Source organism: Allobosea sp. CCNWLY174 (assembly GCF_037120455.1).
Classification (GTDB): Bacteria; Pseudomonadota; Alphaproteobacteria; order Rhizobiales; family Beijerinckiaceae; genus Allobosea; species Allobosea lupini.
Map to the genome: position 1 here is coordinate 100190 of NZ_JBBBBQ010000011.1, position 19408 is coordinate 119597.

General features: G+C 65.8%; 18 protein-coding genes. 13 read left to right on the forward strand and 5 right to left on the reverse strand.

Annotation, left to right across the window (positions count from 1 at the left end; genetic code table 11):
* The first annotated feature begins 58 nt into the window (after positions 1-58).
* Positions 59-850 (forward strand): NAD(P)-dependent oxidoreductase, encoded by a 792-nt coding sequence (locus V7S63_RS24850; RefSeq protein ID WP_442896515.1) that lies wholly within the window; start codon positions 59-61, stop codon positions 848-850.
* A gap of 30 nt (positions 851-880) precedes the next feature.
* Here the strand turns inward: V7S63_RS24850 and V7S63_RS24855 are convergent, their stop codons facing one another.
* Positions 881-2146 carry an extracellular solute-binding protein gene (locus V7S63_RS24855; RefSeq protein WP_336532196.1) on the reverse strand — a complete coding sequence of 422 codons (1266 nt, stop codon included), beginning with the start codon at positions 2144-2146 and terminating at the stop codon, positions 881-883.
* A gap of 52 nt (positions 2147-2198) precedes the next feature.
* Complete coding sequence (locus V7S63_RS24860; RefSeq protein WP_336532197.1) at positions 2199-2981, reverse strand: FadR/GntR family transcriptional regulator; 783 nt, start codon at positions 2979-2981, stop codon at positions 2199-2201.
* Positions 2982-3111: 130 nt separating this feature from the next.
* Between V7S63_RS24860 and V7S63_RS24865 the strand changes: the two genes are divergently transcribed.
* The 8 genes from V7S63_RS24865 to V7S63_RS24900 all read left to right on the forward strand — a co-directional run bounded on the left by V7S63_RS24865 (position 3112) and on the right by V7S63_RS24900 (position 13568).
* Entirely contained in the window at positions 3112-4797 is a 1686-nt protein-coding gene (locus tag V7S63_RS24865) for a GMC family oxidoreductase (RefSeq protein WP_336532272.1), read from the forward strand.
* 457 nt (positions 4798-5254) lie between these two features.
* Positions 5255-7156, forward strand: coding sequence for an ABC transporter substrate-binding protein (locus V7S63_RS24870; RefSeq protein WP_336532198.1), 1902 nt, complete (start codon positions 5255-5257; stop codon positions 7154-7156).
* Between the two features lie 105 nt (positions 7157-7261).
* Positions 7262-8266: an ABC transporter permease gene (locus tag V7S63_RS24875; RefSeq protein ID WP_336532199.1), complete on the forward strand. Its 1005-nt coding sequence runs from the start codon at positions 7262-7264 to the stop codon at positions 8264-8266.
* A complete protein-coding gene (locus tag V7S63_RS24880; RefSeq protein ID WP_091841740.1) occupies positions 8266-9129 on the forward strand; it encodes an ABC transporter permease in 864 nt (287 codons plus the stop codon). The genes V7S63_RS24875 and V7S63_RS24880 overlap by 1 nt, the downstream gene beginning before the upstream one ends.
* Complete coding sequence (locus V7S63_RS24885) at positions 9126-10136, forward strand: ABC transporter ATP-binding protein (protein WP_336532200.1); 1011 nt, start codon at positions 9126-9128, stop codon at positions 10134-10136. The genes V7S63_RS24880 and V7S63_RS24885 overlap by 4 nt, the downstream gene beginning before the upstream one ends.
* Complete coding sequence (locus V7S63_RS24890; protein WP_336532201.1) at positions 10133-10978, forward strand: ABC transporter ATP-binding protein; 846 nt, start codon at positions 10133-10135, stop codon at positions 10976-10978. The genes V7S63_RS24885 and V7S63_RS24890 overlap by 4 nt, the downstream gene beginning before the upstream one ends.
* Positions 10975-12510: an arabinosylfuranosidase ArfA gene (gene arfA / locus V7S63_RS24895; RefSeq protein WP_336532202.1), complete on the forward strand. Its 1536-nt coding sequence runs from the start codon at positions 10975-10977 to the stop codon at positions 12508-12510. Before V7S63_RS24890 ends, arfA begins: the two co-directional genes overlap by 4 nt.
* Entirely contained in the window at positions 12483-13568 is a 1086-nt protein-coding gene (locus tag V7S63_RS24900) for an ArsR/SmtB family transcription factor (protein ID WP_336532203.1), read from the forward strand. The genes arfA and V7S63_RS24900 overlap by 28 nt, the downstream gene beginning before the upstream one ends.
* A gap of 89 nt (positions 13569-13657) precedes the next feature.
* On the opposite strand, the gene V7S63_RS24905 is transcribed toward V7S63_RS24900, so the two are convergent.
* Positions 13658-14077: an Lrp/AsnC family transcriptional regulator gene (locus tag V7S63_RS24905; RefSeq protein ID WP_100962502.1), complete on the reverse strand. Its 420-nt coding sequence runs from the start codon at positions 14075-14077 to the stop codon at positions 13658-13660.
* 104 nt (positions 14078-14181) lie between these two features.
* On the opposite strand from V7S63_RS24905, the gene V7S63_RS24910 reads away from it, so the two are divergent.
* Positions 14182-14736: a cysteine hydrolase family protein gene (locus V7S63_RS24910; RefSeq protein WP_336532204.1), complete on the forward strand. Its 555-nt coding sequence runs from the start codon at positions 14182-14184 to the stop codon at positions 14734-14736.
* 276 nt (positions 14737-15012) lie between these two features.
* Positions 15013-15855 (forward strand): MOSC domain-containing protein, encoded by an 843-nt coding sequence (locus V7S63_RS24915; protein WP_336532205.1) that lies wholly within the window; start codon positions 15013-15015, stop codon positions 15853-15855.
* Positions 15856-15867: 12 nt separating this feature from the next.
* Here the strand turns inward: V7S63_RS24915 and V7S63_RS24920 are convergent, their stop codons facing one another.
* On the reverse strand, positions 15868-16461 hold the full coding sequence (locus V7S63_RS24920; protein WP_336532206.1) for a TetR/AcrR family transcriptional regulator: 594 nt from the start codon (positions 16459-16461) through the stop codon (positions 15868-15870).
* A gap of 285 nt (positions 16462-16746) precedes the next feature.
* On the opposite strand from V7S63_RS24920, the gene V7S63_RS24925 reads away from it, so the two are divergent.
* Both V7S63_RS24925 and V7S63_RS24930 read left to right on the forward strand, forming a co-directional pair.
* A complete protein-coding gene (locus tag V7S63_RS24925; RefSeq protein WP_336532207.1) occupies positions 16747-17313 on the forward strand; it encodes a hypothetical protein in 567 nt (188 codons plus the stop codon).
* Positions 17314-17600: 287 nt separating this feature from the next.
* Complete coding sequence (locus V7S63_RS24930) at positions 17601-18335, forward strand: dienelactone hydrolase family protein (RefSeq protein WP_336532208.1); 735 nt, start codon at positions 17601-17603, stop codon at positions 18333-18335.
* A gap of 224 nt (positions 18336-18559) precedes the next feature.
* On the opposite strand, the gene V7S63_RS24935 is transcribed toward V7S63_RS24930, so the two are convergent.
* On the reverse strand, positions 18560-19180 hold the full coding sequence (locus V7S63_RS24935; protein WP_337682591.1) for a DUF7002 family protein: 621 nt from the start codon (positions 19178-19180) through the stop codon (positions 18560-18562).
* Between the last annotated feature and the right edge of the window lie 228 nt (positions 19181-19408).

A 19408-nucleotide genomic window follows, 5' to 3' on the forward strand; every position in this document is an offset into this window, starting at 1 on the left:
GTGCCCGCACGGGATCGAGCCCGTCTTCCTCGGTGCCTCGCCTGAGACACCGGTCGCTATGGCGCCGCTGGACGCAGTGGTGGTAGGAACCGCGCCGGTTGCCGCCCGCCTGCTCGACGGAGCGCCCCATCTGCGTTTCGTGCAGCGCTGGGGGACGGGGTTCGACAATATCGATCCCGCCTATCTGCGGGCCCGCGGCCTGTCTTTCGCCGAACTGCCGGGAATCAATGCCCGCAGCGTATCCGAATTCGTCCTGCTCGCGATCCTGGCCCTGCTGCGCCATCTGCCCGAGACCGTTTCGGCGTGGTCACGCGGAGAATGGTCTCCCGCCCCCGCCAGCCTGCCGCCACGCAGGCTGCAGGGCAAGACCGTTGGCCTCCTCGGCTTCGGTGCGATCGGCCGCGATCTGGCGCGACTCCTGGAGCCCTTCGAGGTCGAAATCCTGTTTCACGATATCGAGCGCACCATTCCGCCGGGAAGCGCCGCACGATGGGCGGACAAGACCGAGCTGTTGCGCTGCTCCGACGTCGTAACGGTGCAATTGCCGTTGACCGAAGCGACGCGCGGCGCAATCGGAGCCCGCGAGATCGCCGGGATGAAGCCATCCGCCATTCTCGTCTCCATCGCGCGGGCCGGCGTCGTCGACGAGGCCGAGGTGCGCGCGGCGGTGAGCGAAGGCCGGATTGCGGGCGCGAGCTTCGACAATTTCGCCGTGGAACCTCTACCTGCCGAAGCGATCTTTCAGCAGCCCGGCATTCTCGCGACGCCGCATATCGGCGGCGCCTCGATAGAGGGTTTTGAAGCCTTGATCGGCGCCTGCTTCGAATCCATCCTGTCGCGCTGCGCATAGGGGGGGCCTGCGCAGGTCCTGCGCGACCCGTCAGGCGCCGATCAACGGCACGACGCGCGCCTTTGCGTCGGTCATCGCAGCCTGGACTTCCTTCCGTCCCAGCAAAGCGAGCCCGAGTTCCTCCATCAGCACGCTCATGGCCTGCTGGGCATTGGGGAAGCTGGGGGTGATCAGCCGGGCTGTGGCTAGCGCCGTCTTTTCGGCCTCGGCATAAGGCAGGAGCTCCTTCACGCGCGTATCGCCATAGGCCGAGGGCCGCACCGGGCCGTTGCCGTTGAGCGTGGCGAGAATCGTCGCTTCCGGCGTGCTCAGATGCCGGATCAGGCTCCAGGCCAGCTCCTTGTTGCGTCCATTGCGCGGGATCGCCATGGCCCAGACGGAGGTCTTGGCCGGCGTCGGTCTGGCGTCGACGGCCGTGGGCAGCGCGACGACCTGCACCTTGCCCGGAAACTTGCTGGCCTTGGGATCGTTGAAGGTGAAGTAGCGGCCGAACGGGCTATTGGTCATCGCAGCCCGGCCCTGCTGCATATGGTTGATCACGTCCTCGTTCTTGAAGTTCATGATGTTGCGCGGCATCGCGTTCTTCCTGACGAGATCGCGCATGGCCGTGATCGCCTGCACGGCCTCCGGCTGGTCGATGACGACCTTGAGATCGGGCGTGATGAAGTCGCCGCCGAAGGCACGCACGATGTCGAGCGTGCAGGACAGGTCTTCCATCGACAGGACGAAGCCATAGACCTTTGTACCGTCGGGCCGGTCATAGGTCAGCTTCTCGGCCATTCCGATCAGGTCTTTGATCGTGGCCGGCGGCGCCGAAACCCCGCGCTCGGCAAGGAGATCGGCATTGAAATGCAGCCCCTGAGTCGCGTGCCGATAGGGAACCGCCGTGACCTTGCCGTCATAGCGATGGGTCGCCAGCATGGTGTCCGGGATCTCGTCGAAGGCGGAGATCGGATCCTTCGCCTGCCACTCGCGCAGATCCTCGAAGAGCTGCGCGTATTGCGGACCGACCAGGCCGTTCAGGACGAAAGCGATATCGACACCGCCCTGGCTGAGACTCGCTTCCCTGAGCGCCCTTTCATTGGTGGCGTCGACACCAAAGGTCAGCCATTCGATCGCGGCGCCGTTCTTCTCCCGCCAGGCCGCCGTGATGTCGCCGCCCTTGCCAGTCGTGGCGGCCGCCTTATGAACGGCGTGCGCGACGATGGTGAGCTTCTTCTCCTGGGCGGCGGCCGGCAGAGCCGCTGCCATCGGGCCGACTGCCAGTCCCGCCAGAGCCGTGCGTCGTGTGAGCATCACATCCTCCCGAATTTATCTGAATCGGCCGGCTGTTACCGTGCCGCCATCGTCAGGTGTCGCGGCCGTCGACCTCGACATCTGCGAGCAAGGACTGCCGGTTGAGCACCACATCGCGCGCCGCCAGGATGTGCCGCTGCATCTCGGAGCGCGCTCGCACGGTGTCCGCGGCCTCGATCGCGTCGAAGATCGCGACGTGCTCGCGGTGGATTCGCCAGAGATGCGACTCGCTGCTGTTCTGGCTGGCGGCGACGAGGTCGAGCTGGTTGCGGCCGATGAAATTCGGCATCATCTCCAGGGTGCGGACGTAGAACGGGTTGCGCGTCGCCTGCGCCACGGCGCGATGGAATGCAAAATTGGCGTCGGCCAGCAATTGGTGCTGGCCTTGGCGCAGCATCTCTTCCGCCCCCGCCAAGACCTTGCCGATCTCCGCGATATCGTCGGCCGTGCGCCGTTCGGCGGCGAGGCCCGCCGTCGCCGCCTCAAGATCCATGCGGTACTCATAATAGCGCAGAAGATCCGCCAGCGTCCGGATCGGAGGCAGGGCGGCCGCGCTCGGCAGCATGCCGCGAATGACGAAGGTACCCGACCCTTGCTGAGAGCGGACGATGCCCTCCTCGCGCAAGCGGGCCAGCGCCTCGCGCACCACTGGTCGCGACACGCCGAAACGGCGCGCCAGCTCCGACTCCGCCGGCAGCTTCACCCCTTTGGGAAACTCGCCGCGACGGATGAGCCGTTCGATCTGCTCGTAGACGGCCGAGGCGAGCCGCCCGCTGACAACGGACGATTCCTCCGAGGGGTCGCTCAGCAGATTGGGCACCAGCGCCTCCGTCACGATAGGGCTCGATCGCTTTGTGCCGGTCGACGATCGATATGTCAAGGTTGTAAATCAAATGGCAAGGCTGTAATCGGGTTTCGCAGCGCCGGAGGCAAAATTGGATTGGCCTGATCGCTTTCATTACCTCGTGGTCGGTGGCGGCTCCGCGGGTTGCGTTCTTGCTGCCAGGTTGTCCGAGAACCCCGCTGCGACCGTGTGTCTGCTGGAGGCCGGCCCAGATACGCCCCCAGAGCGCATGCCGGAGTCGATCGCGCGCGAAAACTATCTGCCGGACTACTTCTCGGACGAGCGCTATTGGACGGACCTGACCGTGTTCCGCGATCCGGTCGGCAACCGCTCTCAACGGCAGATCGTCGACGAGATGACGCCGGTCCGCTACGAGCAAGCGCGGGTGATGGGCGGCGGCTCCAGCGTCAACGGGCAGGTGGCGCTGCGCGGCATCCCCTCCGATTACGACGAATGGGAGCGGCTGGGCGCGACGGGCTGGGGCTGGCGCGACTGCCTGCCCTATTTTTGCAAGCTCGAGCGCGACCTCGATTTCGCGGGCCCGCTCCACGGCAAGGAGGGGCCGCTGCCGATCCGCCGCACCTTCCCGAAGGACTGGGCAGGCTTCGCGCTCGCCTTCCGCGAAGCGGCCGCCGAGGCCGGCATGCCCTATCATGACGATGCCAACGCCGAGCCGGGCGACGGCTGTTTTCCCTTTCCGAGAAACAATGTGTACGGCAGGCGCGTCTCGACCGCGCTGGCCTATCTCGACGACGCGACGCGCCTGCGCACCAATCTGCGGATCATCCCGGAGGCGGTCGCAACGCATCTCGAATTCGACGATCGCCGGGCGGTCGCGCTCCATGCGCTCGTCAAGGGGCGGACGACGCGCCTGGCCGCTCGGGAGATCATCGTTGCCGCAGGCGCCATCCATTCGCCGTCGCTGCTGATGCGCTCCGGCATCGGCCCGGCCGGGCATCTGCGTGAGCACGGCATCGCGGTGGTGGCGGATCGCCCCGGCGTCGGCGCCAATCTCCAGGATCACCCGCTGGTCGGCCTCGGCGCGCATCTCAAGCCGGAGGGCCGCCTCGACCCGCAATTGCGCAATCCGTTCCTGATGTACGCGCGCTTCAGTTCCGGCATGGAGGATTGCCCGGCGCAGGACATGAAGATCTCGCTCGCCAACCGCTTCGATCCAAGCGCGATCGGCCAGCAGTTCGCGGTGGTGCGCGTGGGGCCGGACAAGGCTTTTTCCCGGGGCTTCGTGGCCCTCAGATCCGCTGCCCCGCAGATCGAACCCTTCGTCGCCTTCAACCTGCTGGCCGACGAGCGCGATCTCCTGCGCATGCGCGACGGGGTTCGGCTCGTGCATCGCCTGCTGTCGGCGCCGCAGGTGCAGGCCGTCATCCATGGCGTGTTCGCCGGAGCCTATACGCGCTGGCTGCGCGCGCTGCGTTCCGCCGGGCCGGCCGGAAGCGGAATCTCGGCGCTCGGCTCAAGGCTGCTCGATGCCGGCGACGTTCCACGCCGGGCGCTGATGCGGCTCGCATTCCCGGACGGGCTAGACCTCGCGCGGATGACCGCCGATGACCGGATGCTCGACGACTGGATCCGCGCCACGGTGCTCGGCAACTGGCACGCTTGCGGCACCTGCCGCATGGGCGCCGTGGCCGATCGCGGGGCGGTCGTCGATCCTTCGGGCAGGGTGATCGGCGTCGAAGGCCTCTGCGTCGCCGACGCCTCGATCATGCCGACCGTGCCCTGCGCCAACACCAATCTCTCGACCATCATGATCGCCGAGAAGATCGCCGATGCCATTCGCCGTTGAAGGGCGCTTGCTGCTGCTCGCCCACCATGGGGCATCGCGTTCGACTGATCACCGCCAGTCGGTGGGGCATTAAAGCGGAGCTTGCCCTGGCTGCGGCGGTTCTCGCCATTGTCGCGCTGCTGGGGACGATTGAGCCTGGCCGACCCTATCGAAAAATGCCGCACATGGCAGAACTGCAGCTGTAGCGTGCACGTTTTTGGACCGGCAAAGGTCCGCGTCCTGGCCGCTCTCGAACGGCAGCTCCTGGCGCGTTCTGCGCTGATATAGAAGATGCGCCCCATTGAAGCGTGGTTTGGGCGCTGGCGAAAACTAAAATTATGTAATTATTAGAGCACCTTGGATCATTCATATCCAACGTTCTGATATAGATCACATCTGTCGTTGCTCCGGTTTTTGGCGCGCCATAAGCTTCCGGTCATGAAGGGCGGAAAACGCCCCGTCTTAATGGGAGGTGACGATGAGGCGTCTGCGCGCCGTGCTGCTTGCTGCGTCGCTGCTGGGTTCATTGACGGCGCTTTCGGCCGCGCCCGTGGCCGCACAGGGCATCCCACAGAATATCCCCCGCAAGGAGCTCCTGATCCTGGAGAACCCGGAAGGGACGATCAAGAACGCCGGCTGGTTCAACATCTGGGCGATCAATGCTGGCAGCCAGTCCAACGGCCTGCAGCAGGCGGCGCTCGACACGCTCTGGTACATCGACCCGGAAAAGGGCCTCGACGGCGCCTGGGACAATTCGCTCGCCGCCGACAAGCCGGTCTACAATGCCGACTTCACCGAGATGCAGGTCAAGCTCCGGCGCGGCCTGTTCTGGAGCGACGGCGTCGAGTTCACCTCCGCCGACGTCAAGGCGACGGTCGACATCCAGATCAAGAACCCCGGCATGCGCTTCTCGGCGGTGCTGGCCAATAATGTCGCCTCGGTCGAGACGCCCGATGCGGAGACAGTGATCTTCAAGCTGAAGAAGCCCAATTCGCGCTTCCACACCAATTTCACCGTGCGCTGGGGCGCCATCTGGATCCTGCCGAAGCACATCTTCGAGAAGGTCGAGGACCCCGCCAAGTTCGACTTCAACAAGCCGGTCTCGCTCGGCGCCTATACGCTGCAATCCTTCGATCCCGACGGGAAATGGTACATCTGGCAGTTGCGCGAGGATTGGCAGCGCACCTCGCTGGGCCGCCATGGCAAGCCGGGCCCGAAATACCTCGCCTATATCGACCCCGGCCCGCCGGACAAGCGCGTCATCGCCCAGCTCAACCATGAGCTCGACGTGATCCACGACATCGCGCCGGAGGGCATGTTCACGCTGGCGAAGCAGGACAAGGGCACGCGTGCCTGGTTCAAGGGCTTCCCCTACGGCCATCCCGATCCGACCCTGCCGGCGGTGATCTTCAACACCCAGAACGAGACCCTGAAGAACCGCGACGTACGCTGGGCGCTGGCGCTGATGATCGACGTCAAGGCGGTGACGATGGCCGCCTACCGCGGCGCCGCCACCATCTCGGCGATCGCCGTGCCGCCGACCGGCATCCATCCCGAGGCCTACCACAAGCCGATGGAGGCCTGGCTCAAGGATTTCGAGATCGACACCGGCACGAGCAAGATCAAGCCCTACGATCCGACGGTCGGCAAGCAGATCGCCGACATGCTGCGGCCGTCGATGGGCGACCAGATTCCGTCCGATCCGGCGGTGATCGCCAATTCCTTCGGCCTAGGCTGGTGGAAACCCAATGTCGCGGCGGCGGGCGAACTGCTGACCCGCGCCGGCTTCCGAAAGCAGGGCAACCAGTGGCTGACGCCGGACGGCAAGCCGTTCACCGTCAGGCTGATGGTCGAGGGCGACCTGCGCCCGGTGATGACGCGGGCCGGCACGATGATCGTGCAGCAATGGAAGCAGGCCGGCATCGATGCGCGCATCGACGTGGCGCAGGGCACGCTGCTGACCAGGCGCGCCGCCGGCGATTTCGACGCCTTCATCGGCTGGAGCGTCGAGACCTGGGGCGGGCACCAGGATCTGTCCTACTTCATGGACAGCTGGCACTCGCAATTCGTCGCCCAGCCCGGCCAGCCCCAGCCCCTGCGCAACTGGCAGCGCTGGTCGCATCCCGAGCTCGACAAGATCATCGAGGACATCCGCAAGATCGGGTTCGACGACCCCAAGGGCGTCGAGCTCGGCCGCGACTACGTCAAGCTGATGACGCGCGAAATGCCGATCATCCCGCTGATGGCCTACAACGTCTTCACCGCGATGGATCAGACCTATTGGACGGGTTACCCGACCGCCGACGACCCCTACGCCAATCCGGTCACGAACTGGGGCAATTCCCGCTACATGTTCGTGCGGCTGAAGCCGGCTAAGTGATCCGGCAAGGGCTGCGCCCCGAGGCGCGGCCCACCTTCCTCCCAGGACAATCGCCAGCCGGCGCGCGGCACCTCGCCGCCGGCCAGGTGGAGCTTTCGGGATCGCATGAACGCCTACATCGCCTATCTCGCGAAACGCCTGGTCCAGTTCGTCGTGGTCGTCTTCATCGGCGTCAACCTGGCCTTCGTGATCACGCATGCCTCGCCGATCGACCCGGTCGAGCAGTCGATCTCTGCGGTGACCTCCTTCGGCAGCACGGCCCCGGAAGCGATCGCGGCGATGCGCACCTCGCTGCAGGAGCTCTACGGGCTCAAGGGAACGCTGGGCGAGCAGTACCTCACCTTCTGGAGCCGGGTGCTGCGCGGTGATTTCGGGCCCTCGCTCTCCGCCTTCCCGACACCTGTCTCCGCGCTGATCGGCCGGGCGCTGCCCTGGACCGCCGGGCTGCTGATCGTCTCGACGGTGATCACCTGGGTGCTGGGCAACCTGCTCGGCGGGCTCGCCGGCTACTACCAGCGCAATCGCACGCTGAAGCTGATGGGCGTGGTCGCCATGGGCGTCCACCCGATCCCCTACTACATCGTCGCGCTGCTGCTGCTCATCGTCTTCGGCTTCCTCTGGCCGGTGCTACCGATCACCGGCGGCTCGGCGATGAACCTGCAGCAGGGTTGGAACTGGTCCTTCGTCTCGAGCGTCCTGCTGCACTCGATCCTGCCGGCCCTGTCGCTCATCCTGATCGGGCTCGGCAGCTGGTTCCTCGGCATGCGCTCGCTGGTGTCGAACGTCGTGACCGAGGACTATGTCGTCTATGCCGAGATCGCCGGGCTCGACAGCCGCCGCGTGCTCGGCTCCTACGTCATGCGCAATGCGCTGGCGCCGCAGGTCACCGGGCTCGCCATGTCGCTCGGCGGCATCTTCAACGGCGCGGTGATCACCGAGAAGGTCTTCGGCTATCCCGGCGTCGGCACGCTCCTGGTCGATGCGGTCTATGCCGGTGACTACGGCCTCGTGCTCGGCGTCACCACCGTCTCGATCATCGCGGTCTCGGTAGGCGTCCTCGTCATCGACCTGCTCTATCCGCTGATCGATCCGCGCGTGGAGCTGCGCTGATGCTGGCGATCCTGCGCGACCTCATCCGCTACAATCTCGAATTCAGGATCGGGCTCGTCCTCGTCTCGATCGTGGTGGTGATGGCGGGGCTCTCCTTCGTCTCGCCCTATCCGCCGGGCGAGGTCTATGTCGTGCCGCCGGACGTGCCGCCCTCGGCCGCCCACTGGCTGGGCACGACCTCGCGCGGGCAGGACGTCTTCTGGCAGCTCACCTTCGCCATCCGCAACACGCTGAGCTTCGGCATCATGGTCGCGGTGCTGTCGCGGATCATCGCGCTCGTGGTCGGCCTGCTCGCCGGCTACAGTGGCGGCTGGATCGACCGCGTACTGATGTCGATCAACGACACCTTCATCATCATCCCGCTCTTCCCGATCCTGATCCTGTTCTACTTCGTGCTGCGCGACTCGATGTCGACGCCGCTGCTCGCAACCATCATGGCCTGCCTGGGCTGGGCCTATGACGCCCGCCTGATCCGCTCGGTCGCGCTGTCGCTGAAGACGCGCGAATTCACCCAGACCAGCATCTTCTCGGGGATGAAGACGCACGAGATCCTGGCGCGCGAGCATCTGCCCTATGTGATGCCGATCGTGTTCTCGACCACGATGAACAACATGAACTGGTCGATCGGCATCGAGGTCACCCTCGCCGTCCTCGGCTTCACCGACATCAACGCACCGACCATCGGCGGGATGATCTATTGGGCGAACCAGCACACGGCGCTGGTGGCCGGCATCTGGTGGTGGATCGCCTTTCCGATCGCGCTGGTGGTGATGACCTTCGTCGGGCTCTTCCTGCTCGCGGTCTCGATGAACGAGTACATCGACCCGCGCAGCCGCCTGGCGCGGATGGGGGGCGGCCGATGAGCGCGGCGCCCGACCAGACGCCGGTGCTGCAGGTCCACGATCTGCAAGCCCATTTCCGCACCCGCTATTTCGGCGTCAATCGCGAGGTGAGGGCCGTGGACGGCGTGACCTTCGACGTCCGCCGCAACGAGATCTACGGACTCGCCGGCGAATCCAGCTCTGGCAAGACGACGCTGGTCAAGACCATTGCGGGGCTGCTGAAGCCGCCGCTGGAGATGGTCGGCGGCTCGGCCCGCTTCTCCTTCCTGCCGGAGTGGGATGCGATCGGGCGCGCGCCGCCCGAGGTGGTCCGCCGCATCCGCTGGCGGCACCTGTCCTACATCATGCAGGGCTCGATGAACGTGCTGAACCCGCTCCGGCGGATCAGGCACAGCTTCCGCGACTTCGCCTGGCGCCATCTCGGCGGCAGCAAAGCTGAGTTCGACGCCAGGGCGGCCGCGCATCTGGAGCGCGTCAAGCTCGACCCGTCGGTACTCGCAGCCTATCCGCACGAGCTTTCCGGCGGCATGCGCCAGCGCGTCACCATCGCGCTGGCGACGATCTGCAAGCCGGAATTCGTCATCGCCGACGAGCCGACGACCGCGCTCGACGTGATCGTGCAGAAGGACGTGCTCGGCATGATCCGCTCGATCCAGCAGGAAATGGGCTCGAGCGTCCTGTTCATCACCCACGACATGGGCGTCCACGCGGCGCTGACCGACAGGCTCGGCATCATGTATGCGGGCCGCCTGGTCGAGGACGGCGAGACGCCGGAGATCTTCGAGCGGCCGCTACACCCCTATACCAGGCATCTGATCGCAAGCCTGCCGCGCATCGGCGACGTGAAGCAGCGCGAGGGGCTGGAAGGCACCCCGCCCAGTCTCGCCGCGCCGCCGCCGGGCTGCCGTTTCCACCCGCGCTGCCCGCTCGCCATGCCGGTGTGCGCGACGACGGTGCCCGCGATGGTCGAGACGCTGCCCGGCCACCGCGCCGCCTGCCATGCGGTCAATCCGGGGGCGGCGGCATGAGCGCGCTCCTCGAACTCGACAAGGTCGGCAAGACCTTCGCGCGCGGCGGGCTGTTCTCGTCGCGGCGCGTCGAGGCGGTCAAGGAGGTCAGCTTCGCGCTACGGGACGAGACGCCGGAGATCTTCACGGTGATCGGCGAGTCCGGCTCCGGCAAGTCGACGCTGGCGCGTATGATCCTCGGCATCCATGCGCCGAGCTCCGGCTCGATCAGACTCGCCGGGCAGGATGTCGCAGCCTATGAGCGGCGCGCCTTCATGGCCAAGGTGCAGCCGATCTTCCAGAATCCGTTCGAGGCCTTCAACCCGCTGAAGCAGCTCGATCGCTACCTGTTCATGACGGCTGAACGCTTCGGCGAGGCCACCGACCGCAAGGCGGCGGAGGGCCGGGCCGACGAGGCGCTGAAGCAGGTCGGCCTCTCGCTGGCCGAGATCGCCGGGCGGTTTCCGCATGAGCTGTCAGGCGGCCAGCTCCAGCGGGTCGCGATCGCCCGCGCGCTCGTCGCCAGGCCCAGGCTGATCGTCGCCGACGAGCCGGTCTCGATGGTCGACGCTTCGCTCCGCATGTCGATCGTCAACCTGTTCGGACGCCTGCGCGACGAGCTCGGCCTGTCGATCATCTACATCACCCACGACCTCGCCACCGCATACTACATCAGCGACCGGCTGATCATCATGCAGAAGGGCGTCGTGGTCGAAGAAGGGCCGGCCCGCGCCGTGCTCTCGGCCCCCTCGCATCCCTATTCCCGCCAGCTCCGCGACGCCGTGCTCACGCCCGACAGCGCCGGGGCCTTCCGCGGCGGATATCCGCCCAAAGCCGTTCCAGCCTCCGGAGCCAAGCCATGAGACAAGCCAGCATCACCTTCGACCGTGCCTTCGCCATCGGCGACACCGATCCGCGGCTCTTCGGAGCCTTCGTCGAGCATCTCGGCCGCTGCGTCTATGGCGGCATCTACGAGCCCGGCCATCCGACCGCCGACAAGCGCGGATTCCGCAAGGACGTGCTCGACCTCGTCAAGGAGCTCGGCCCGACGATCATGCGCTATCCCGGCGGCAATTTCGTCTCGGGTTACAACTGGGAAGACGGCGTCGGTCCGGTCAAGGACCGCCCGGCAAGGCTCGACCTCGCCTGGTTCACCACGGAGCCGAACACCTTCGGGACCAACGAGTTCGTCGACTGGTGCCGCGCCGCGAAGATCGAGCCGATGCTCGCCGTCAACCTCGGCACGCGCGACGGCGACGCGGCGCGCAACCTCGTCGAATACTGCAACCATCCCGGCGGCACCGCCTGGTCGGACCTGCGCATCAAGCACGGCTGGAAGAAGCCGCACGACATCAAGTTCTGGTGCCTCGGCAACGAGGTCGACGGCCCCTGGCAGATGGAGCACAAGACCGCGACCGAATACGGCCGCGTCGCCCATGAAGCCGCGAAGATGATGCGCTGGATCGACCCGTCGATCGAGCTGGCCGCCTGCGGCTCGTCCGGCCGCAACATGCCGACCTATGGCCGCTGGGAGGACGAGGTTCTCGAGCACACCTTCGACCAGGTCGAGTTCATCTCGCTGCACACCTATTTCAACAATTATGCCGCCGACACCAAGGCCTTCCTGGCCAGCCCCGACCTGATGGACCAGTTCATCGAGGAGGTCGTCGCGATCTCGGATGCGGTCGCAGCGCGCCGGCGCTCCGACAAGCGGATCATGCTGAGCTTCGACGAATGGAATGTCTGGTACCGGACGCGGCGGGTGCGAGCGGACCGCGTCAAGGAGGGCTGGCCGGTGGCGCCGCCGATCCTGGAGGAGATCTACTCGATGGAGGACGCGCTCGTCTTCGGCGGCGCCTGCATCTCGCTGCTAAACCATGCCGACCGGGTCAAGGCGGCCTGCCTCGCCCAGCTTGTCAACGTCATCGCGCCGATCATGACCGAGACCGGCGGGCCGGCCTGGCGACAGACGATCTTCTGGCCCTTTGCCCAGATGAGCCGGCTCGGCCGCGGCAGCGTGCTGAAGGCGATCGTCAAGTCCGAGAGCTACCAGGCCGACTATTACGACCCGCGCGGCAAGCAGGACCTCTACTACCCGATCGACGCGCCCTATCTGAAGGCCTCGGTCGTCGCCGACGACAAGGGCGTCTCGCTTTTCCTGCTCAACCGCGATCTGGAGCAGCCCGTCACGGTGACGCTCGATGCCCGAGGCTTCGGCAAGCTCAAGGTCGCGGAGGCGACCGAGCTGCGCCATGCCGACCTGAAGGCCGTCAACAGCAAGAAGGAGCAACTCAAGGTCAAGCCCGCGACCTTGAAGGGTGTCTCGGCGAAGGCGAACGCGATCTCGCTGGAGTTGCAGCCGGCTTCGTGGAATGTGATCAGGCTGGAAGGCTAGGAGCACGCGTCTTCACCACGATGGACGAGAGCCCACCAAGATCGCAGCGCGGTCGCCGGGATCCCGGCGGAGCTGGTCCTGCGCCGGGCGCGCAGACCCGGCGCGACCGCAGCTTCCTCGTCGTCAATGCCGATCGCCAGTATCAGGTGCTGCGCGGCCTGGCCTCCCCGGTCAGGCTGCGCATCCTGCGGCTGCTCAACCGCCACGGCCCCAAGAACATAAACCAGATCGCCGAGGTGCTCGGCCTGCCGCAATCAACGATCGTGACCAATGTCCAGGTGCTCGAGGAAGCCGAGCTGATCTCGACCTCGCTCGGCAAGGCCGCCAAGGGCCAGCAGAAGGTCTGCGCGGCGCGCTATGCCGAGATCGTCGTCAATCTAGACCCGGAGGATCCGAGCCGGGAGCGCAACGTCGTCGAAGTCGAGATGCCGCTCGGGCTCTATACCAGCTCGAACGTCTCTGCGCCCTGCGGGCTCTGCTCGACCGAGCGTATCCTCGGCGTGCTCGACGTGCCCGAGCTGTTCCTCGATCCGCGCCGGGTCCAGGCAGGGCTGATCTGGTTCGGTCGCGGCTATGTCGAGTACAAATTCCCGAACAATGCCAAGGTCCTGAACCAGGCGATCACCGCGCTCGAATTCGAGATGGAGATGTCGTCGGAGGTGCCGGGAACCAATGCCGACTGGCCGTCCGACATCAGCCTCTGGGTCAATGGCCGCAAGGTCGGCACCTGGACCTGTCCGGGCGACTACGGTGACCGCCGAGGGATCTACACGCCGCATTGGTGGAAGCTCGAAGGCTCGCAATACGGCATCCTGACGACCTGGCGCATCACCGCGGACGGCACCTATCTCGGCGAACGCCGGCTCAGCGATGTCGCCACCACGGATCTCGACCTCGACCTCCACCATTCGATCAAGGTACGCATCGGCATCGACGAAAAGGAGGGCCGCCCGGGGGGAGTCAACATTTTCGGCCGCGGCTTCGGCAACCACAACCAGGACATCAAGATGCGGCTGCATCTGGAAGGGATGAAGGCCTTGCCGCACGTTCCGATCTGAGATGTGCCTTATGCCGGACAGCGTCGAGGCCAACCGCTGTGGCCGGATCATGGGCCGATGCATGAAACCGGGTACCGGCCCTACGCGCGTCAACCGATATGGCGGTCGAGCGTCACGAGCGTCACGACCTCGGCAATTTGGGACAGGCCGGCGAGCGCCTTGCGGACAGCCTCGATCGAATCGATCGAATCTCCATCGGCACGAACGATCATGTCGTACTGGCCGGCAATGGAGTGCAGACAGACGATGCCGGGAACGCGCCGCAGCACGGGAAGCAGCTGGCTGCACGTGAAGCCCGGTCGCAGCTTGGCGAGGAAGTGGGCACTCTGGCGCTGGCTTGGCTCCCCCTCGACAATGGTGAAGCTCTTGATTGCGCCGGACGCTCGCAGGCGCTCGATCCGTTCCTGGACTGTGCTGCGCGACAGCTGCACTTCGCGCGCCAACGCCACCGCCGAGCGACGAGCGTCGCGCCGCAGTGCGGACAGCAGCATGCGGTCCTTGTCGTCCATGTCGTCCCTCGCTCCCAGGCCCGGCAGATCGCTTGTCCGCCCGACATCATGCCGACTGCATCCGGCGCGGTGTCGCGGCATCTCTGCCATGAGGAGGATGCGCGATGACACTCGATCTGGACAATGCCGTATTGCTGCCGGTGGACATGCAGCAGGCTTTCGACTCCGCGCCATGGCCGCGGCGGTGGAATCAGGACCTCGACCGTAATGGCCTGCGTCTTCTGGATATCTTCCGCCGGGCCGGCCGCCCTATCATTCACGTCCGGCATGCCTCGGTCGAGCCGAACTCGACCTTGCGACCCGAAGCGCCGGGGCATGCCTATCGCGACGGGTTCGGCCCGCGAGAGGGCGAGGCGGAAATCGTCAAGAGCGTCAACTCCGCTTTCATTGGCACGGACCTGGACCTGCAGCTGCGGCGTCTCGGCGCCAGGAGCGTCGTGACGTTCGGCGTTTCCACCGACATGTGCGTCTCGACCACGATCCGCACAGGCGCCAATATGGGTTGGCGCATGGTCCTGGTCGCCGACGCCTGCGACTGCTTCGATCTTCCCGACGGAAGCGGCGGAACACTGCCGGCCGAAACGGTGCATGCCGTCCATCTGGCGACGCTACGCGCCGAGTTCTGCGAGGTGGTGAGCGTGCAAGACATGGCCGTCTGACCCCAGTCAGCCCGCAGCACCCGAAGCTGGGCCGGCGCGATCATTCGACAGGACGGCCAGCGGGTGGCACGGGCCGCATTGCGGCGATGCGCGCAAGGCGCCGGCGGCTTGTCGAGACATGCAAGCCCTTGACGGTGGACGACATCGCCGGCCTCATCGCCCATCTGCCGGACCGCGCCGGCGCGCGGAACCTCGACCGGATCGAGGAGGTCCGATCCGGCTGGGCTCGCGTCGTTCGCCGTCGCGCGGATGACGAAACAGGCGAATGGAGACCAGATGTCCGAAGGCGCGATAGGCGAGCGTGTGCGTGTCAGTGAACTCTGGATCTATCCGGTCAAGGGTCTGCGGGGTATCAGGCTAGAGACGGCGGACCTGGAGCCGTGGGGCCTGCGGGACGACCGCCGTTTCATGATCGTCGATGCGAATGACCGCTTCCTGACCCAGCGCGAGGAGCCGCGGCTCGCCACGATTTCGGCGACGCTCTCCGATGGCAAGCTGCTCCTGCAGTCGGCGGCATCGCAGCAACCGGCCATCGAGGTCGCGAGGCCAACAGCAGGGGCGACACACCGCGTCAGCGTCGTGATCTGGCGTGACATGGTCAGTGCCGTTCATGTCTCTCCAGCGGCCGACCGATGGCTGAGCGCGGTCGTGGGGCGCGCCTGTCGCCTGGTCTACATGGATCGGCCGGAGCAGGCGCGGCCGGTCGATGCGGTATTCGGACGAGCCGAAGACCGCGTCAGCTTCGCCGACGGCTTTCCGCTGCTCGTAACCAACCGGGCCTCACAACTGGCGCTGGCGGCCATGCCCGGCTGTGCCGATGTGACGATGCAGCGCTTCCGGCCGAACGTCGTCGTCGAGGGGCCGGCGGCCTGGGCGGAAGATCATTGGCGGATGCTGACCGGGGACGGCATCGGCCTGCGCATCGTCAAGCCTTGCGCGCGTTGCGTGGTGACCACCATCGATCAGGAGACCGCTGTCAAATCGCCTGAGGCCGAGCCCTTGCGCAGCATGGCGACCTTCCGCAGGGACGGCAGCGGGAAGGTGATCTTCGGTCAGAATGCGATTCCGGACGGGACCGGGCGCCTCTCCGTCGGCGATGTGTTCGTCGTCGGATCTTGACCGGACCCGCGATCAGCCGCGCTTCAGGTCGGCGAGGACGCGCGCGAAGGCTGCTTGAGCGCGCGCCTTGGCGCGCGGATCGCCGAGCAGCTTCGTTGCATGCTGATAGGCCAGCGCGGCGCCCAGGATCTCGAAGACGGCCTGCTGCGGATCGACATCCTCCCGGAAGGCACCGGATGCGACACCTTCGCTGATGATGGAGCCCAGGAATTCGCGCCAGTCGAGCTGGGACGCCACCAGCCTGTCGCGGACGAGACCTGGCCGGTCGTCGAACTCCTGCGCCGCCGTCATGAAGAGGCAGCCGCCATCGTCCTGCTCTCCTCTGATCCAGACCAGATAGCGTTCGAACAGCGACCGCAAGCGCCTGTCGGGCGCCTCGCGCCGCGTGCCGGCGGCGATCACCTCGCGCTTGAAGCGCCCGATCGCTTCCTCAAGAATGTTGAGCTGCAGCGCCTCCTTGGATTTGAAGTGCGCGAAAAGCCCGCTTTTCGTCAGCTCGAGCTTCGTCGCCAGGGGGCCGAGCGACAGCCCCTCGAGGCCGATCCGAGAGGCCTGCCGCAGACCCTCGTCGACAATCGCCGCGCGCGTCGTTTCACCCTTGCTCATGCCCAAAATTTAGCACGAACGATCATAAAAGAAAATGTTGCCGGAGCGTGCCGCCGATATAATGTGTATCTACACTATAAGCTCCTGCTGTGATCACAGCCTTGCAGCGGCGCCGACCGTATCGGCGGGACACGATGCCGAAGGTACTCCATCATGCTAGACGCCGTATGGACTGTGCTTCTTGTCGCATGCTGGCCGGTCGCCGTCGTACTGATCGTGTCGGGGCTGCCGGAGAGACGTCATAGGGGCATAGCGGTCGCCGGCCTGCTCGCCATCTGGTTCGCGATGACCGCCGCGACGCGCGTACCAGGCATCGCCGCACTACCCGACGGCGCCTTGGGAATATTGCTGCCGGTCCTGATCGGCAGCGCCATGCTGGCGGCGACCCGCGCAGGGCGCACCATCGTCGCCGAACTGTCGCTGGCGCCGCTGATAGCGCTTCATGTCGCCCGGTTCGCGGGCGGAGGCTTCCTGCTCCTTCATGAAGCGGGCCGCCTGTCGAACCCGTTCGCGGCCTATGCCGGCTGGGGCGACATCCTGACGGCAGGCCTGGCCATCCCGACCGCGGTCTTCGCCGCAAGACGCCTACCCGGCTGGCTTCCTCTCACCCTGATCTGGAACATCGTCGGCTTCGCCGACTTCTGCTCTGCGATCTTCTTCGCCACCACCTCGCAGCCGGGCTCGCCCCTGCGCCTCTTCCATGAGCCGCCGGGCACCGCAGTCATCATGGACCTGCCATGGCGTTTCATTCCGGGCTTCTACGTGCCTGTCCTCCTCCTGATCCATGTCGCGATTTTCCTTCATTTGCGGCATGTCGTGCGCAGTCGTCGATCCGCTGAATCATCCCAGTAAAGGCATGGTCGACCAGGCCTCGCGATCAGCCTCGGCTGCCCGGCACGGGCGCCGGCGATCCATGCCGTCGCGTGGCATGAGGCGGCCCGGTCTGAGATCTCGGCGGCTCCTCGACCAGCGGTGGAAAGCCGTGCTTCGTGCTGCGACACCCTATCGGCCGGCCTGCGGCGACACCGCCTGCCCGCGGCAAACGACATTGGCGGTTTTGAAACGCCTTTTGACGGCCCGCCGGCATCGCGGTGGCTTATGGATTGACGCCCGATCGTGGCGTCTGCAGCGGAGCATCCATGTCGACCGGCAATGGCAGAATCTTTGAGTACTCAGACGGCGGTGAACTCTTTGAGGGGTATGTCGTCGAGCCTGACGTGAGCCTGGGCGGCCAAAGACCTTGCGTCCTCGTTCTTCACGACTGGAGCGGCGTCAACAGCGGCATGCACGAGGTCGCCGAGCGCGTGGCCGGCCTCGGCTATGTCGCCTTTGCTGCGGACGTATATGGCAAGGGCCGGCGCGGCGGTGAAACGGACGACAACAGCAGCCTGATGAACCCGCTTGTCGGCGATCGCGCGTTGCTGCGCCAGCGCCTCCTCGCCAGCCTTCGCGCTGCCTGCCAGCACCCCCGCGTCGATGGCGACCGCATCGCCGCCGTCGGCTACTGCTTCGGCGGACTATGTGCGCTGGATCTCGCCAGGGCTGTTCCGGCTGGCCTTCGTGGCGTCGTGAGCGTCCACGGCGTGCTGGCCCCGCCTCAGCTTGGGCCGCAGGCCGACATCAAGGCGAGCATCCTGCTGCTGCACGGGTGGGAAGATCCGTTTGCTCCCCCGGCTCGCATCGAGGCGTTCGCCCGTGAATTCACCGATGCCAAGGCTGACTGGCAGGTGCATGCCTATGGGCACGCCATGCACGCATTCTCGTTTGAGCGCGCCGCAAAGCCGGAGCAAGGCATCGCCTATGACGCAGCCGCGGCTCGGCGTTCCTGGCAGGCGATGCAGGACTTCTTCGGGGAAATCTTCGCCGGCTCCTAGGGCGGGGGTTGCTCTCGATAGCGTCAAGGATCGGGCCGAACTGCGAGTTCTGCGGCAAGGACCTGGCGTTCGACGCGACGCATGCCTTCCAAAGCACCTGTCGAATGCGCTGTCTGCACGGATTGCGGTGTTCGATCGTCCACGCCTGATCGCGCGCCCATCGCCGCGCAGTCGTGGCGCATCGGGCATATCCCGCCGGAGGAGCAGTGCCTCGCGCCTGCACGCTAGCAATCGAGATGCTGGACCGAGCTGACATAGTGCATACAGTCGGGTATTGCCGACCGGATCACCAGTTCGGCAGGCGGATGCGAGGCGGTTTGCCTGGATGGCGGGCGTGGCTCCTCGGCAATCCAGCCCTTCTCCAGCCAATCGCCATAGGGAACGAACGTCCCTGGCCCGCGCGCCGCAGCCCGCCTCATCGCCGCGCCGGTGTTGAATGCGGTGACGAAGGCATCGGCACGATAGGATTGCGCCAGAGCTTTGCCATCAAGCTCGATCAGAACCTGCGGACCTTTCAGGGCCCGCAGATGTCGACGCAGGCGTGCTGGATCGAGCCAGAAGTAAACTCCTCGATTGATGAGCGCGTACCAGTCGGAGCTGCTCAGCCCCCCGACCAGGCAGCGATCGAGAGCGGCCGGCGGCATCGGTTCCTGATCGCGCAATCTCACGCCGGAAGGCAGGAGCGTCTCGCCTCGCCTGCGCTGGCTGCGAAGGAGCGCTTCACTGTTCCTGCCATGAGCCCGCCTGACAAGCATATCCGCCGGTAGCAGCCCTTCGGCCTGGACCGCGGCCCAATTGGCGCGATCGACGATGTGGTAGATGCACGCAAGCCGTCGCCTCGTCACCGTAAAAGTCTCCCGGATCTCTCCGTCTCGGTATTAGCACGATCGTTCGATTTATAAAATCCGGTCCAGCGACGCTGTATGATTGAAAATACGGGCTTTCAAGACAATTTACAATATGACCGATCGTGCTATTAACGAGTTCAATCATGGTACAGGAGAGGCCGGCATGTGCGAAGTCATCATCATTCTCGCGGGTTTCGCGCTGGAGCCGATCGCCGCGATCATCCC

Coding starts and splice junctions, on each gene's coding strand:
- V7S63_RS24850 (WP_442896515.1), top strand. CDS start 59: ATGGCGCCGCTGGACGCAGTGGTGGTAGGAACCGCGCCGGTTGCCGCC.
- V7S63_RS24855 (WP_336532196.1), bottom strand. CDS start 2,146: ATGCTCACACGACGCACGGCTCTGGCGGGACTGGCAGTCGGCCCGATG.
- V7S63_RS24870 (WP_336532198.1), top strand. CDS start 5,255: ATGAGGCGTCTGCGCGCCGTGCTGCTTGCTGCGTCGCTGCTGGGTTCA.
- V7S63_RS24875 (WP_336532199.1), top strand. CDS start 7,262: ATGAACGCCTACATCGCCTATCTCGCGAAACGCCTGGTCCAGTTCGTC.
- V7S63_RS24880 (WP_091841740.1), top strand. CDS start 8,266: ATGCTGGCGATCCTGCGCGACCTCATCCGCTACAATCTCGAATTCAGG.
- V7S63_RS24885 (WP_336532200.1), top strand. CDS start 9,126: ATGAGCGCGGCGCCCGACCAGACGCCGGTGCTGCAGGTCCACGATCTG.
- V7S63_RS24890 (WP_336532201.1), top strand. CDS start 10,133: ATGAGCGCGCTCCTCGAACTCGACAAGGTCGGCAAGACCTTCGCGCGC.
- arfA (WP_336532202.1), top strand. CDS start 10,975: ATGAGACAAGCCAGCATCACCTTCGACCGTGCCTTCGCCATCGGCGAC.
- V7S63_RS24905 (WP_100962502.1), bottom strand. CDS start 14,077: ATGGACGACAAGGACCGCATGCTGCTGTCCGCACTGCGGCGCGACGCT.
- V7S63_RS24910 (WP_336532204.1), top strand. CDS start 14,182: ATGACACTCGATCTGGACAATGCCGTATTGCTGCCGGTGGACATGCAG.
- V7S63_RS24915 (WP_336532205.1), top strand. CDS start 15,013: ATGTCCGAAGGCGCGATAGGCGAGCGTGTGCGTGTCAGTGAACTCTGG.
- V7S63_RS24920 (WP_336532206.1), bottom strand. CDS start 16,461: ATGAGCAAGGGTGAAACGACGCGCGCGGCGATTGTCGACGAGGGTCTG.
- V7S63_RS24925 (WP_336532207.1), top strand. CDS start 16,747: ATGACCGCCGCGACGCGCGTACCAGGCATCGCCGCACTACCCGACGGC.
- V7S63_RS24930 (WP_336532208.1), top strand. CDS start 17,601: ATGTCGACCGGCAATGGCAGAATCTTTGAGTACTCAGACGGCGGTGAA.